The following is a 14,258-nucleotide window of genomic DNA, read 5'->3' on the forward strand; positions in this document are numbered from 1 at the left end:
GAATTAAGATTTTACAAATAATTGAATAATATATTTATGTTTTCTAGGATACGACTTCCTCAAGATTTTTATCAAATGTTCTTTTTCCAAAAATAGCTTCTAAGTCATCTTTAAAAATGACTTCTTTCTCGATCAAGATATTTGCCAGTTGATTTAGTTTGTCTTTGTTCTCTTCTAATATTTGAATTGCTCTTTGGTATTGACTTTCAATTAGTAAGGAAATTTCTTCATCAATAACTCTAGCTGTTTCTTCTGAATAAGGCTTAGAAAAATTGTATTCGCTTTGTCCTGTTGAATCGTAATACGTTACATTTCCAATTTTTTCATTCAAACCATAAACTGTTACCATGGCACGGGCTTGCTTTGTAACTTTTTCCAAATCGCTTAAAGCTCCTGTTGAAATTCTGTCAAAAGTTACCTTTTCAGCAGCTCTTCCACCCATTGTAGCACACATTTCGTCTAGCATTTGGTCTGGGCGAACAATTAAACGTTCTTCTGGCAAATACCAAGCGGCTCCTAAGCTTTGTCCTCTAGGAACAATTGTAACTTTAATTAATGGCGCGGCATGTTCCAGCATCCAACTAACTGTTGCATGTCCTGCTTCATGAATAGCAATTGCTTTCTTCTCATCAGGAGTTACGATTTTATTTTTCTTTTCGAGACCACCCACAATTCTATCTACTGCATCAAGAAAATCTTGTTTGTCTACTGCTGTTTTATTGTTTCTAGCGGCAATCAAAGCAGCTTCATTACACACATTTGCAATATCTGCACCAGAAAAACCTGGCGTTTGTTTGGCTAAAAAGTCAGTATCCAAACCATCAACTTTTTTCAGAGGAGCTAGGTGTACTTTGAAAATTTCAGCACGTTCCCGAATGTCTGGTAAGTCTACAAATATTTGTCTGTCAAATCGACCTGCCCGCATTAGCGCTTTATCCAGAACGTCAGCTCTGTTTGTCGCAGCTAATACAATGACATTAGAATTAGTACCAAAACCGTCCATTTCTGTCAATAATTGGTTCAATGTATTCTCACGCTCATCATTTCCACCGGACATATTACTTTTTCCTCGAGCTCTACCTACTGCATCAATTTCATCAATGAATATAATTGCTGGAGATTTTTCTTTGGCTTGTTTGAATAAATCACGCACACGTGAAGCACCCACACCTACAAACATTTCAACAAAATCAGAACCAGACAACGAGAAGAATGGTACTTGGGCTTCACCAGCTACGGCTTTTGCCAGTAGGGTTTTCCCAGTTCCTGGAGGCCCGACCAATAAGGCTCCTTTTGGTATTTTACCACCCAAGTTAGTGTATTTTTCAGGATTTTTAAGGAATTCAACGATTTCTTGAATTTCCTCTTTTGCACCTTCTAGTCCCGCTACATCTTTAAAAGTAGTTTTGATATCGGTTTTTTCGTCAAAAAGTTTAGCTTTTGATTTTCCAATATTAAATATCTGTCCGCCACCGCCACCAGCGCCACCACCAGACATTTTTCTCATAATAAATATCCAAACGGCTATAATAATTATGATTGGTAATAAGCTGATCAAAATATCCGACCAATTGTTTTTTGGCAAGAAGTTAAAATCTTTCAGTTTACCTTCAGTAACGGCCTTTTCCAGTTTGGTTTGAAAAATTTGATCGTTACCAATGTCAAAAGAGTAATGAGGCCCTTTATTAGGTCTGTCAAAAACGTCTTTGGAAACTTTTTTATGTGCAGCTTCTTTTATAGCTGCGGCATTAAGAAAAACTTCAGCTTCTGTTTTATTGTAAACTATAACTTTTTCAATCTGGCCTTTTTGTAAATACTCGTTAAATTTAGAAGCAGTTAATTGACCTGGCTCGTTTAAACTAGAACCGCCAGTTAAAAAACTTATAAACAAGAAAATTAATAATATTGCAGTATAAATTAACCAAGGGCTTACTTTAAACTTATTCGAATTTGGATTATTATCTTTAGCCATTACTAGGAGTTATGTGTCTTTAGTATTTGTTTTGTATGGTCGTTATTTTTGCATCGCCCCATAAACTTTCGATGTTGTAATATTCACGGATGTGTTTTTGAAATACATGAACCACAATATTAACATAATCCATTAATACCCACTCTGCGTTATCAGTGCCTTCAATATGCCAAGGCTTATCTTTTAATTCTTTAGATACTGTTTTTTGAATGGAGCTAACTATAGCGTTAACTTGTGTATTTGAATTACCATTGCAGATAATAAAATAGTCGCAAACTGCGGTGTCTATTTCTCTTAAATCAAGAATATCAATATCATTTCCTTTTACCTCTTCTATCCCCTTAATGATGTTCGCTAATAGCACGTCATTATTTATAGTCTTTTTCGCCATGAATAATTTTTATATATAAGTTTGTAAAGTTACCATTTTTTGTGATTATTTTTGAACCTTAACACAATATTAAATTCTGTTTCACAAAAAACGATATATGAAACTAATCAAACTCGATGCCATAGATTCAACAAATGAATTCCTTAAAGGGTTATCGAATAAACAAGACTTAGAAAACTTTACAGCGGTTACTGCGGAAGTTCAAACAAAAGGCAAAGGCCAAATGGGCGCGGTTTGGGCCTCTGAGGCTAGTAAAAACTTAATAATGAGTCTTTTGATTAAGGATTTTCTGACGGATATTTGTCAGGTTTTTAACCTTAATATTGCCGTTTCACTTGCTGTAATTGAGGTTTTGGAATCAGTAATGGTTCCTAATCTAAGTATAAAATGGCCTAACGACATAATGTCATACAATAAAAAAATAGGTGGCATTTTGATAGAAAATAGTATCAAAAGTGACGGAACTATTGTTTCTATTGTTGGTTTAGGACTAAATGTGAATCAAACCAATTTTGAAAATTTGCCAAAAGCCTCTTCTTTGGCGGCTATTTGCGGTGCAAAATTTGATAAAGAGGAACTTCTTTTTTTAATTTGTGCTGCAATAGAAAAAAATGTACAGTTGTGCAAAGTCAATGGTACTGTTTTGTGGTCTGACTATAGTAATAAATTATTTAAGAAAGGTTTGCCCATGCCGTTTTCCGATCAAAATAAACAAAATTTCATGGGAATTATTCAAGGAGTTTCCTCGATTGGGAAAGTACAAGTTCTTCTGGAAGATGACAGCATAGCTGAATATAATATCAAAGAGATTCAAATGTTGTATTAACTACTGATTGTTGCAATAAATAAAAAACCCTTTCACTTTTGAACTGAAAGGGTTTTGTTTATTTTAAATTGTTTTTTATAATTTAGTCATGTTCCCAGCTAAAGTTTCGATAAATTTCCCAATTGGACCTTTTATCATCATGGCCATCATAGGATTAAAATCACCTTCAAAATCAAGTTTTACAGCACTAGTGTCATCAGAAACAGAATCTATATTCGCGATCAATGTAAATGGAAGTTTATCACTGGCAGCTCCCAGTACAATTTTGCTTGGGGCTACTTTTTCTTTCATTTTTAGTTTAATTTCTGGCATCCCTTTTAATCCAAAAATAAAAGCATCGTCGCCTATAACTTCAAATTTAGCAATGTTTTCAGGCATTAATTTTTCGAAATTTTTGACATCACTCAACAAATCAAATAACTCTTGAGGTGATTTTTGAACACTAACTTTCGGACTTTCTAAGTTCATCTTTTTGGTATTAATTAGGTTGTTTTAAACTTCAACAGTCCACGTGGATGGACTTACATTCCATTCTCTTAAAGTTTGCTCTTCTTCCTCAGTAATATACCTTTTGGCAACAGCTAAATTTAATAAGTTTTGATAATTACTCAAAGTAAATAAATCGATGTGTGCAGTTTTAAAGTTCTCTTCAGCAACTTTAAAACCATAGGTAAATATAGCTGCCATCCCTTTTACATTAGCGCCAGCTTCACGTAAAGCTTCTACAGCAAGCAGGCTACTATTTCCAGTGCTGATTAAATCTTCTACCACAACTACATTTTGTCCTTTTTGTAAAAAACCTTCCACTTGGTTTTGTCTGCCGTGTTTCTTTGGTTCTGGACGAACGTACACAAATGGCAATCCCATACTTTCCGCAACTAGCATCCCAATTCCTATTGCTCCAGTGGCAACACCGGCAATAACATCTGGTTTACCAAATTGCTTCTCAATATTTTTGGAAAATTCATCTCGAACGTAATTCCGTACCGCTGGAAATGAGAGGATTAATCGGTTGTCACAATAAATCGGCGATTTCCACCCAGAAGCCCATGTAAAAGGATTTCTTGGATTCAATTTAATTGCATTTATTTGCAATAGAAATTCGGCTGTTTTTTCGGCTGTATCTTTATTAAAAATCATAGTACAAATGTATAAAGTTTTTGTTAACGACAAACCACTTTTTTTGACAAATCACATCTCTAAAGAGACTGATTTTCAACTTTTTTTATTAGAAAGTATTGACATAGAGCAACTTATAGTAAAAATCTTTCAAAATAAAATTCAAAAAGCCTATTTATATCATCCTGATGAAAGCTTGATTATGAAGACTTTGAAAACGAAAATACCTGTTGCTAAAGCTGGTGGCGGTTTAGTTTACAACAAAAAAGGGGAGGTTTTATTTATTTTTAGAAATGGAAAATGGGATTTGCCCAAAGGTGGAATCGAAAAAGGAGAGGAAATTCAGGAGACAGCCATGCGGGAAGTTGAGGAAGAAACGGGTGTAAATGGATTGTCAATATCCCATAAACTTCAAAAAACATATCATGTTTTTAGACGCAATGGAAAATACAAATTGAAAATTACACATTGGTTCGAAATGCAATCGGATTTTGAAGGAACACCGCAAGGACAATTAGAAGAAGGAATCGAAAAGGTGGCTTGGATGAATCCGGAACAAATCAAAGAGGCGCTAAAAAACTCGTACGAGAACATAAAATTATTATTTGAAGAAGAAAAGCTCCTGAAATAGGAGCTTTTTTTTATTTTAAAATACGATATACAGGATATTGTAAATGTGCCTTTTCATAATAAACAGAATGTTTGTAAATCCAGTCCAGTTGTGCTTCGGGATTATTAATGAAATTCACATCACTTTGTTTTTTTAAATCAAATTCGGCTTTTAATTTTGGATTTTTTTTCAAAATATTTGTTGCTGAATCTTCAAAAACATAATCAGAATACCCTTCTTTTTGTTGTAACATGGTGTCGAAAAAATTCCAATTGAAAAAAGAATCGATTGCTTCTGGTTCTAATGTTTCTAATAAATATTTTATTCCCTTTTGTTGTGTTGGAATAACGTAATCTCCTTTGGCGAAAGCCACTTTCTCCATTTTAGAAGTTACAGTCGTATTTCGATGCAAATAATGGCCTTCATACGCTGAACTTGTTGTTTTAAAGTCGGCAATTCTATAACTTTCGACTTCAATTATAGTATCCTTTTTAAGTTCTCGGTATGTAATAGTATTATTTTTTAATACATCCATCACAGGCCAAAATCCTCGTGGAATGATATACGCTTCTGGAATGATTATCTCTTTGACAGATTTGAATTCCTTACTGTACGGAATGTCTTTTTTGAACGGTTTTGTACGGTCATAAAACAGGCGGTTTCCGGATGTTACGTCGCTTTTTTTGTAACTGGCTTCATAGCCTAAAAACGAAAAAGGAATCGTTTTTGTACTGTCAATTTCCCATTTTATCGTGTAGGATTTATTTGATTTATATTGCTCTTCATTTTTCAGTCGCAATTGTTTGATTTTTTGGTAATTTGCATCCGTAAAATCGATTGCGGAGCGCATGTATTCGTAAGTCACTTTCACACGGTCGGCATATTTTTTTAGCATGTGCGTTTCCACCACAAAACCAATGGTATTAAATAACGAGGTGTAACCTGTTGCAAATCGTGGACTTTCAAAAAATTGCCCAAACCCTTTGTCCGGTGTGTCCTGAAAGGCATTGACATAAGGCGTAGTTTCGATATTCTTTTTTTGTAAATCCTTAACCAAAGCAGGCATCATTTCCATATTTAAAAAATCCCCTAAAACAGTTCCTAATTTATTATGTTGGGTCATGATATACGTCAATTTGTACTGATAATCCGCTCCATTACTAACATGATTGTCAATAAAAACATCTGCATTTATTTTATGAAATATTTCCACAAAACTTTTTGTGTTTCGGGTATCTGATTTGATAAAATCGCGATTCAAATCGTAGTTTCTCGCATTTCCACGAAAACCATAAATTTCCGGACCATCCTGATTGGCTCTTGAAGTGGAGTTTCTGTTTAAAGCACCTCCAATATTATAAACTGGAATACAAACAATGACGGTATTTTTAGGCGCTTTTATTTTGCCCAAAGCCAAGTCTCTGAACAATTGCATACTGGCATCAATTCCATCCGGTTCGCCTGCGTGAATGCCGTTATTGAGCAGAATTACCGCTTTGTTTTTTTGGATGACTCCAAAGTCAAATTGCTTTTCAGGATTAAAAACTACCATGTGCAAAGGCTCGCCACTATCCGTTAAACCCATTTTTTGCATTTTGATATTAGAGAAGTCATCCGCCAAAAGTTTGTAGTACGCAATTGTTTCTTGGTAAGATGCAGATTGATTTCCATTGCCTTTTTCGAAAAAAGTATCGTATTTATTGTTTTTTTGTGCAAAGGAACCGATCGAGAATAGTAAAAAAAAGAATGTAAAAAATTTCATATTTCGGTTTTTAGATTGGATTTCAAATGTAGCTTTTTTTTGATAGGTATAGAAATGATACGAAGGAAACGAAGTTCACCATTTAAAAAATGAAAATTCATAATTCAAAATATATAACTCAGAATTAAAAATTACCTTTGCAAAATGAATAAGAAACACCATTCCAACAATATACTTTTAAATTTAGGCATCGAAAGCCTGAATGAAATGCAAGAAGTAGCACAAGATACAATCCTGAATGACAATAATGTTTTATTGCTTTCGCCTACAGGTTCCGGAAAAACATTGGCTTTTTTGTTGCCTATTTTAGAAATGTTACAGCCTGAAATCCTGTCCGTTCAATGTTTGATTTTGGTTCCGTCACGGGAGTTAGGATTGCAAATTGAGAAAGTTTGGAAGAAAATGGGAACCGATTATAAAGTGAATGTATGTTACGGCGGACACTCCATCGATACTGAAATCAAGAATTTAAGCAATCCTCCAGCAGTTTTAATAGGTACTCCAGGACGAATCGCGGATCATATTGATAGAGGAACTTTTCGCGTGGATAAAATCCAAACACTTATTTTGGATGAATTTGATAAGTCGTTGCAATTGGGTTTCCATGAGCAAATGTCTTTTATCATTGGAAAATTGTCAAAACTAAACAAACGTGTTTTGGTTTCAGCCACTTCCGATATTGAGATTCCAAGATACACAAGAGTGGTCAATCCAACGATTTTGGACTTTATTCCAGAAAATGTAGCCGAAACGAATCTTTCCACAAAAATGGTCGTTTCGAAAGAAAAAGACAAAATTGGAAGTTTGTTCAATTTGATATGTTCATTAAAATCGCAGTCGGCTATCGTTTTTTGCAACCACCGTGATGCTGCAGAGCGCATTAGTGATACGCTGAACGAAAAAGGAATTTATGCCACGTATTATCATGGCGGAATGGATCAGGACGAAAGAGAGCGGGCGCTAATCCAGTTCAGAAACGGCAGTGTGAGTTATCTAATTACAACTGATTTAGCGGCACGAGGACTTGATATTCCCGAAATGAATCATGTAATTCATTATCATTTACCGTCCAAAGAGGATGAATTTACGCATAGAAACGGACGAACAGCTCGTATGCTTGCTTCTGGAACTGCTTACATCATTGCTCATGAAAGTGAGAAAAAAATGGATTATATCGATTATGGAATGAACGTTTTGAAAGTGGAGAATTCCACTTCATTACCAAAACCACCAGAATTTCAAACTATTTACATCAGTGGCGGAAAGAAAAATAAATTGAATAAAATTGATATTGTCGGTTTCTTTTCTCAAAAAGGAAAATTAGAAAAAGGCGATTTAGGGTTAATCGAAGTGAAAGATTTTATTTCGTTTGCTGCGGTGAAATTCAATAAAGTAAAAGATTTATTGCATGCCATTAAAGACGAAAAAATGAAAGGGAAGAAATTTAAAATCGAAGTCGCCAGAAAAGTGATTAAGAAAGAAGAGGAGTAGTTTTCAGTATTCAGTCGCAGTTTTCAGTTAAAAAAAATCGTTAACAGTAAAATATTTTACTGTTAACGATTTTTTGTTGTAATGCAGTCATTAAATACTAAACACTTTTTTTAAACTTCAGTCCCTGAAAACTGTGACTGTGACTGAAAACTATAAATACTATATTTTCTTAACGTATTGTGTAATAATAACAATAGTTTGACCGTCAACTTTTCCTTCAATATACTCGGCATTTTCGTGATCCAGTCTTATGTTACGCACTGCAGTTCCTTGTTTGGCTACCATGCTCGAACCTTTTACTTTCAAATCTTTGATTAAAACGACTGAATCCCCAATTTCAAGAATCACACCGTTGCTGTCACGGTGAATTACTTTGTTCTCCTCTTCTTCGCCTTCACCTGTTGCTTGTGCCCAAGCTAAAGTATCTTCGTCTAAATACATTTGGTCTAACAATTCTTGAGGCCAACCTGAACCACGCAAACGGTTAAGCATTCTCCACGCGACAACTTGTACGGCAGTATGTTCGCTCCACATGCTGTCATTTAGACATCTCCAATGATTTAACTCTACATTATCTGGATTTTCGATTTGGTCGATGCACGTACTGCACGCCATAATACTTTCATCAATTCCACCGTTTTTGGTAGGTAATACTTGATATACTTGTAGGTTTTCGACTGCACTACAAAGTTCACATTTTGATCCACTGCGACTGCTTAATTCTCTTTCTATACTCATGTTTAATGGCTTTTATTTTTGGCGAAATTACGGTTTATTGCCTCGTTTCGCAAGTAATATTGTTACTGTTTATTTGTCAAGTCGAGCACAGTCGAGACCAACGAATAGATCTCGACTGCGCTCGATTTGACAAAATTTATTTCAAATTATTTCACACGAACGGCGTCAGGAACCAGCATTTCATATTGCCCTCCATTGCGGATTACATCTCTCACAATGCTGGAACTGATATACGAAGTTTTTGCTGCGGTCAACAAAAATACAGTTTCAATTTTTGACAAACGTCTGTTGGTATGTGCGATGGCTTTTTCAAATTCGAAATCGGCGGGATTACGTAAACCACGAAGGATAAAATCTGCTTCTAATTTTTTACAAAGTTCAGTGGTCAATCCTTCATACGAAATCACTGAAACTTTAGGCTCGTTCTTGAAGGTTTCTTCGATAAAACGTTTTCTGTCTTCCAGTGAAAACATGTATTTTTTTTCGGCATTGATGCCAATGGCAATTACGATTTCATCAAATAAAGAAATGCTTCTTTTGATAATGTCTTCATGTCCTAGAGTGATGGGGTCAAACGATCCCGGAAATATGGCTTTTCGCATTATGTAGAGGTAGTTTTATCGAATTTATGTTTTTAGGGTTAATTAGGTTTTTCGAAGTGTTTGTATTGCTTCGACCCATTCGGATTTTTCACAAATTCCGCACTCTGCATTTCCTGATTTGTGGCTTTCCGTATTTCCGCAAAAGGTACAGGAATAAATACCTTCCATTGGGATTGTTTTATTTTTTAATTTAAATAAAAAAGGTAAAATTGGCAATCCAGGTTGGACTTCATGGTCTTCATAATAGAAAACACTGATTTCGCCACTGGTTTCCATAAATGCATTTTTCACTTGTCCTAAATGTTCAATTGATCTTAATCGGAGTTCCGAAAAGAATTCATCTTGTGCCAGACTTTCTTTTTTAAAAGTTGCGATTGAAAATTTTCCTTCGCTGATGATACACTCTGTTTTTCCTTCTATAAACTCTTCAAATCTTTTGCTTTTTCCGGTGAGCCAAGTTACTAATCGGTACAAAAGTATAATCACTAGAAATACCGTTATGGGCGGAATAATTCCAACTTCTTCATAAAACATGGGATCTCCGGCTGCTGATCCTAAAGCAATAATAATGACTGTTTCAAAGACAGATAATTGCTTGACGCCACGTTTTCCCGCTATTTTTAATGTAAATAGTAAAACGGTGAACATTACAGTGGAACGAAAAATGACTTCTAGAAGAAAGGATTCGGGCAAATTATTGTACAATAATCGGTTCCATTCAAAGATTTCTATCATAGCTATATATTAATTGGTTACCTCCAAACAGGCTATTTCTGAATATTCCTCGGAATTTATAAAATCTTTGATGGTTGCATTTTTTGTATTTAATAGATTTGCTAGAAAATCTGTTCTGGTATTTCCAAAACGGAGCCAAATTATTTTTGGCGGATGACCTTTTAGATTTGCCAAATCAAAAAAATCAGCATCAAAAGTTACAATTGTAAGTTTGTTTTCTTTGGCATACGTCCATATTTCAATATCAGAATGATTTTCAATTCCGAGTTGTCTGACTTGTTTTGCTTCAGGGAAATTGGATTTAATTTTAGAGATAATTCTAAAAGAAATGTTTTGATCAAATAACAAACTCACGATGCAATTTGATTTTTACGTTCTCGATCAGCAGCGTAAGTAAGGCAAGCTTTAATTTGATTTTCGTCAAGTTCGGGAAAATCTTCAATAATTTCATTTGTCGTCATTCCGTTAGCTAGCCAATTTAAAACATCAAAAACAGTAATTCTGGTTCCAATTATTGTTGGTTTACCAAAACGAACTTCTGAATTTATTGTTATATATTGTTTGTAATCAATCATGATGAGTTTTTTATACAAAGTTAACGAAATAATCAGTTATTCAGGCAAAGCCAATTCTATTGCATTTGTAAACAAATCTTCCAATGAAATGCCGGCGGCTTTGGCTTGTTGCGGAATCAAACTTTCCGTTGTTAATCCAGGAATGGTGTTCATTTCCAACATGTGTGGTTCTCCGTTTACCAATATGAATTCGCTTCGGGAGAAACCTTTCATTTTAAGAATCTCGTACGCGCGTTTAGCAATTTCACTCACTTTTTGCGTCATTTCATCGGAGATTCTAGCCGGTGTGATTTCCTGTGATTTACCCAAATATTTGGCTTCATAATCGAAAAAATCATTTTCCGATACGATTTCGGTGATTGGCAAAACGGTTACTTTTCCTTTGTAATTGATAACACCAACTGAAACTTCGGTGCCGTCAAGGAAGCTTTCAATGATAATCTCGTTGTCTTCTTTATATGCGAATTCTATCGCGATTGGTAATTCAGCGACGGTTTTTACTTTTGAAATTCCAAAACTGGAACCCGCTTTATTGGGTTTTACAAAACAAGGCAAACCAACTTTAGCTACTATTTCGTCAGTATTAATGATGTCTCCTTTGTTTAAATAATAGGAAGTGGCGGTTTTTATGCCGTATGGCTTTAAAACAGATAATAAATCGCGTTTGTTGAACGTTAATGCCGCTTGGTAATAATCGCAGGAAGTTTGCGGAATATGCAATAATTCGAAATACGCCTGCATCAATCCATCTTCGCCGGGAGTTCCGTGAATGGCATTGAAAACGCAGTCGAATGTTATTTTGTTACCATCAACAGTTACTGAAAAATCATTTTTATCGATTGTGAATTCGGCATCATTAGCATCAACATAAACCCATTTTTCTTTGAAAATATGGATTCGGAAACCGTTGTATTTCGTTTTGTCCAGATATTGATAAACGACGTTTCCGCTGATAAGTGAGATTTTATATTCGCTGGAATATCCGCCCATGATGATAGCAATGTTTTTCATTTTTAGGGTTTTAGGTGTTGGGTTTGGTTCTTAGGGTTTAAAAAAAATAATGTTGTTGGCAAAACGATTTGTTTTTAGCCCCGATAGCAGCGATATCCTTTGCTTTTTTTCTTTAAAAAAGGAAAGATACAAGCGAATAGCGGGAAATAGCTCCTGAAATTCATCAAGAGGAATCCTAAAAACGATTAAACAAAATTATCATTTTTTTTGGAACGAAATAGGTTTATCTTTGCCACATATAAAAATAAATTTATGAGTTTACGTAAGTATCTTACCAGTCGTGTGTTTTTAGTGCAAGTATTAATTGCGATTGCCATTATTGCCACTTTGGGTTATTTGTTTATGCATTGGTTGACTTTTACAACAGATCATGGTCATGAAATTGCTGTTCCAAATTTAAGTAAATTAACGGAAGAGCAAGTGGAGGAAAAGCTGGATGAGATGGATTTAGATTACGTGCTTTTGGATAGTGTGGATTACAGAAGTGATTTTCCAAAATTCAGTGTGGTTGAGCAAGATCCATCGCCGGGTACAAAGGTGAAAGTGGGTAGAAAAATATATATAAAATTAAATACCTCTGGATTTTCATCTGTTAGAATTCCTGATTTAGTGAATAAAACCTATCGTGAAGCGGTACCTACATTGAAAGCTTTAGGGCTTGAGGAAGGCGCGGTTACGTATGTTCCAAATCTTGGAAAAGATATGGTATTGGAAATGCGTTTCAGAGGAAGAAACCTGAAGGCAGGGGACAGAGTCTTGAAATCATCCAAAATTGATTTGGTTTTGGGAGACGGAAAAATGAGTTACGAAGAAGAGGAAAATGCTGCTGATACGCTTGCAGCACCAATAGAAGAAGAAATACCAGTTGATGAACAATAATATAGAAACAATAGATTTAGAAGACGAGTTATTTGAACATTTCAGGTTTGAAGTTCCCAAAGGCCAAGCGTCCTTGCGAATTGATAAGTACTTGATGGGCCTTATTCAAAATGCGACTCGCAACAAAATACAAACCGCAGCTACCGAAGGAAATATTTTTGTAAACGACGCCACAGTGAAGTCAAATTACAAAGTAAAAGCCAATGATATCGTTCGTGTTATGCTTACCCATCCCCCGTATGAAAACCATATTATTCCGGAAAATATTCCCCTTGACATCGTGTATGAAGATGATACGTTGTTATTGATAAATAAATTGCCAGGAATGGTAGTACATCCCGGTCACGGGAATTATACCGGAACTTTAGTGCATGCGTTGGCATATCATTTTGATAATTTGCCAATGAACAGCAGCGAACGTCCAGGATTAGTGCATCGAATTGACAAAGACACTTCGGGTTTATTGGTAATTGCCAAAACTGAAGCTGCCATGACTCATCTTGCCAAACAATTTGAAGCCAAAACTTCTGAAAGAGAATATGTGGCTTTGGTTTGGGGAAATGTAGTTGAGGAGAAAGGAACCATTGAAGGAAACTTAGCACGACATCTAAAAGATCGCATGCAAATGGCGGTTTTTGCTGATCCGGAGATAGGGAAACCAGCCGTGACGCATTACAAAGTGTTGGAGCGTTTTGGATACGTGACTTTAATTTCGTGCCAACTGGAAACTGGGAGAACACATCAGATTAGGGCGCACTTAAAATATATAGGACATCCTTTATTTAATGACGAGCGTTATGGCGGTCATTTGATTTTGAAAGGAACTACGTTTACCAAATACAAACAATTTATAGACAACTGTTTCAAAGCTTTACCAAGACAAGCATTGCATGCCAAAACATTGGGTTTTGTACATCCTACAACTGGCGAGCTAATGCGTTTTGATACGGAACTTCCGCAGGATTTTCAGGATTGTATCGAGAAATGGAGAGGATATTCAAAATCCCATGGTACGGAGCAAGAAGAAGAATAAAATGAAAAAAGCCCCGGATTGGGGCTTTTTTTGTGAAAAGTAATTTGTACTGCTTAAATTATAGGATACGAGGTTCCACGTAGCTCTTCACAGTCTAATAATTTTGGTAAAGAAATCCCGATTGCCGATGTAAAAAAAGGTGATGTTCTATTGTTTTTGAGTCCTACCAGAAATGTTATTGGACATATTGGCATCGTACCAAATCCAAAAGGAATGGACAGTGATTTTATTCACTCCACCTCAGGTCGTGAAATGAAAGTAATTATTACAAGTTCAACAAATTTGGGATAAATGCGTAGATTCATTAAAGCAATACGTATTTTGTAGTTGTGCTATTTTAAGAAAATAGTATACAATATTCGGGTTATTTACTATTCATTTATTGATTAACGTTTCTCGACTGCGCTCGAAATAACTCTGCATGTATTTTATTTCGAATTCTTGAAGAAGCACCAAAATCTAGAAAAGCACCCATAGGATTTGGAATTTATATGTATCTCAAAAGCCTTTCTTA

General features: G+C 35.3%; 17 protein-coding genes. 6 read left to right on the plus strand and 11 right to left on the minus strand.

Features of this window, described 5'->3' with window-relative positions:
* Nucleotides 1-43 precede the first annotated feature (43 nt).
* Nucleotides 44-1,972 carry an ATP-dependent zinc metalloprotease FtsH gene (gene ftsH / locus ACNQGJ_RS06630; protein WP_417972332.1) on the minus strand — a complete coding sequence of 643 codons (1,929 nt, stop codon included), beginning with the start codon at nucleotides 1,970-1,972 and terminating at the stop codon, nucleotides 44-46.
* 19 nt (nucleotides 1,973-1,991) lie between these two features.
* Complete coding sequence (gene rsfS, locus ACNQGJ_RS06635) at nucleotides 1,992-2,363, minus strand: ribosome silencing factor (RefSeq protein WP_417972333.1); 372 nt, start codon at nucleotides 2,361-2,363, stop codon at nucleotides 1,992-1,994.
* A 97-nt stretch (nucleotides 2,364-2,460) separates the two neighbouring features.
* Between rsfS and ACNQGJ_RS06640 the strand changes: the two genes are divergently transcribed.
* A complete protein-coding gene (locus tag ACNQGJ_RS06640) occupies nucleotides 2,461-3,189 on the plus strand; it encodes a biotin--[acetyl-CoA-carboxylase] ligase (RefSeq protein ID WP_417972334.1) in 729 nt (242 codons plus the stop codon).
* Nucleotides 3,190-3,264: 75 nt separating this feature from the next.
* On the opposite strand, the gene ACNQGJ_RS06645 is transcribed toward ACNQGJ_RS06640, so the two are convergent.
* Both ACNQGJ_RS06645 and pyrE read right to left on the minus strand, forming a co-directional pair.
* Nucleotides 3,265-3,657, minus strand: a complete 393-nt coding sequence (locus tag ACNQGJ_RS06645) for an SRPBCC family protein (RefSeq protein ID WP_417972335.1) — start codon at nucleotides 3,655-3,657, stop codon at nucleotides 3,265-3,267.
* 24 nt (nucleotides 3,658-3,681) lie between these two features.
* Nucleotides 3,682-4,329: an orotate phosphoribosyltransferase gene (pyrE, locus tag ACNQGJ_RS06650; protein WP_417972336.1), complete on the minus strand. Its 648-nt coding sequence runs from the start codon at nucleotides 4,327-4,329 to the stop codon at nucleotides 3,682-3,684.
* 7 nt (nucleotides 4,330-4,336) lie between these two features.
* Between pyrE and ACNQGJ_RS06655 the strand changes: the two genes are divergently transcribed.
* A complete protein-coding gene (locus ACNQGJ_RS06655) occupies nucleotides 4,337-4,939 on the plus strand; it encodes an NUDIX hydrolase (RefSeq protein WP_417972337.1) in 603 nt (200 codons plus the stop codon).
* Nucleotides 4,940-4,949: 10 nt separating this feature from the next.
* On the opposite strand, the gene ACNQGJ_RS06660 is transcribed toward ACNQGJ_RS06655, so the two are convergent.
* Entirely contained in the window at nucleotides 4,950-6,680 is a 1,731-nt protein-coding gene (locus ACNQGJ_RS06660; protein ID WP_417972338.1) for a M14 family metallopeptidase, read from the minus strand.
* A gap of 144 nt (nucleotides 6,681-6,824) precedes the next feature.
* Between ACNQGJ_RS06660 and ACNQGJ_RS06665 the strand changes: the two genes are divergently transcribed.
* A complete protein-coding gene (locus tag ACNQGJ_RS06665) occupies nucleotides 6,825-8,171 on the plus strand; it encodes a DEAD/DEAH box helicase (RefSeq protein WP_417972339.1) in 1,347 nt (448 codons plus the stop codon).
* A 159-nt stretch (nucleotides 8,172-8,330) separates the two neighbouring features.
* Here the strand turns inward: ACNQGJ_RS06665 and ACNQGJ_RS06670 are convergent, their stop codons facing one another.
* The 6 genes from ACNQGJ_RS06670 to ACNQGJ_RS06695 form a co-directional block, all read right to left on the minus strand.
* Complete coding sequence (locus ACNQGJ_RS06670) at nucleotides 8,331-8,909, minus strand: PhnA domain-containing protein (protein ID WP_417972340.1); 579 nt, start codon at nucleotides 8,907-8,909, stop codon at nucleotides 8,331-8,333.
* Nucleotides 8,910-9,055: 146 nt separating this feature from the next.
* Nucleotides 9,056-9,511: a pantetheine-phosphate adenylyltransferase gene (gene coaD, locus ACNQGJ_RS06675; RefSeq protein WP_417972341.1), complete on the minus strand. Its 456-nt coding sequence runs from the start codon at nucleotides 9,509-9,511 to the stop codon at nucleotides 9,056-9,058.
* Between the two features lie 42 nt (nucleotides 9,512-9,553).
* Nucleotides 9,554-10,246, minus strand: coding sequence for a DUF421 domain-containing protein (locus ACNQGJ_RS06680; RefSeq protein ID WP_417972342.1), 693 nt, complete (start codon nucleotides 10,244-10,246; stop codon nucleotides 9,554-9,556).
* A gap of 9 nt (nucleotides 10,247-10,255) precedes the next feature.
* Entirely contained in the window at nucleotides 10,256-10,600 is a 345-nt protein-coding gene (locus ACNQGJ_RS06685; protein WP_417972343.1) for a DUF5615 family PIN-like protein, read from the minus strand.
* Nucleotides 10,597-10,821: a DUF433 domain-containing protein gene (locus tag ACNQGJ_RS06690; protein WP_417972344.1), complete on the minus strand. Its 225-nt coding sequence runs from the start codon at nucleotides 10,819-10,821 to the stop codon at nucleotides 10,597-10,599. The genes ACNQGJ_RS06685 and ACNQGJ_RS06690 overlap by 4 nt, the downstream gene beginning before the upstream one ends.
* 36 nt (nucleotides 10,822-10,857) lie before the next feature.
* Nucleotides 10,858-11,832, minus strand: a complete 975-nt coding sequence (locus ACNQGJ_RS06695; RefSeq protein ID WP_417972345.1) for a D-alanine--D-alanine ligase — start codon at nucleotides 11,830-11,832, stop codon at nucleotides 10,858-10,860.
* Nucleotides 11,833-12,084: 252 nt separating this feature from the next.
* Between ACNQGJ_RS06695 and ACNQGJ_RS06700 the strand changes: the two genes are divergently transcribed.
* The 3 genes from ACNQGJ_RS06700 to ACNQGJ_RS06710 are packed head-to-tail and all read left to right on the plus strand — an operon-like array spanning nucleotide 12,085 to nucleotide 14,035.
* On the plus strand, nucleotides 12,085-12,711 hold the full coding sequence (locus ACNQGJ_RS06700) for a PASTA domain-containing protein (RefSeq protein WP_417972346.1): 627 nt from the start codon (nucleotides 12,085-12,087) through the stop codon (nucleotides 12,709-12,711).
* Nucleotides 12,701-13,744 (plus strand): RluA family pseudouridine synthase, encoded by a 1,044-nt coding sequence (locus ACNQGJ_RS06705; RefSeq protein ID WP_417972347.1) that lies wholly within the window; start codon nucleotides 12,701-12,703, stop codon nucleotides 13,742-13,744. The genes ACNQGJ_RS06700 and ACNQGJ_RS06705 overlap by 11 nt, the downstream gene beginning before the upstream one ends.
* A 60-nt stretch (nucleotides 13,745-13,804) precedes the next feature.
* Entirely contained in the window at nucleotides 13,805-14,035 is a 231-nt protein-coding gene (locus tag ACNQGJ_RS06710) for an NlpC/P60 family protein (protein WP_417972374.1), read from the plus strand.
* Nucleotides 14,036-14,258: the final 223 nt, after the last annotated feature.

The sequence above is a fragment of the Flavobacterium cryophilum genome, assembly GCF_048286555.1.
Lineage (GTDB): Bacteria > Bacteroidota > Bacteroidia > Flavobacteriales > Flavobacteriaceae > Flavobacterium.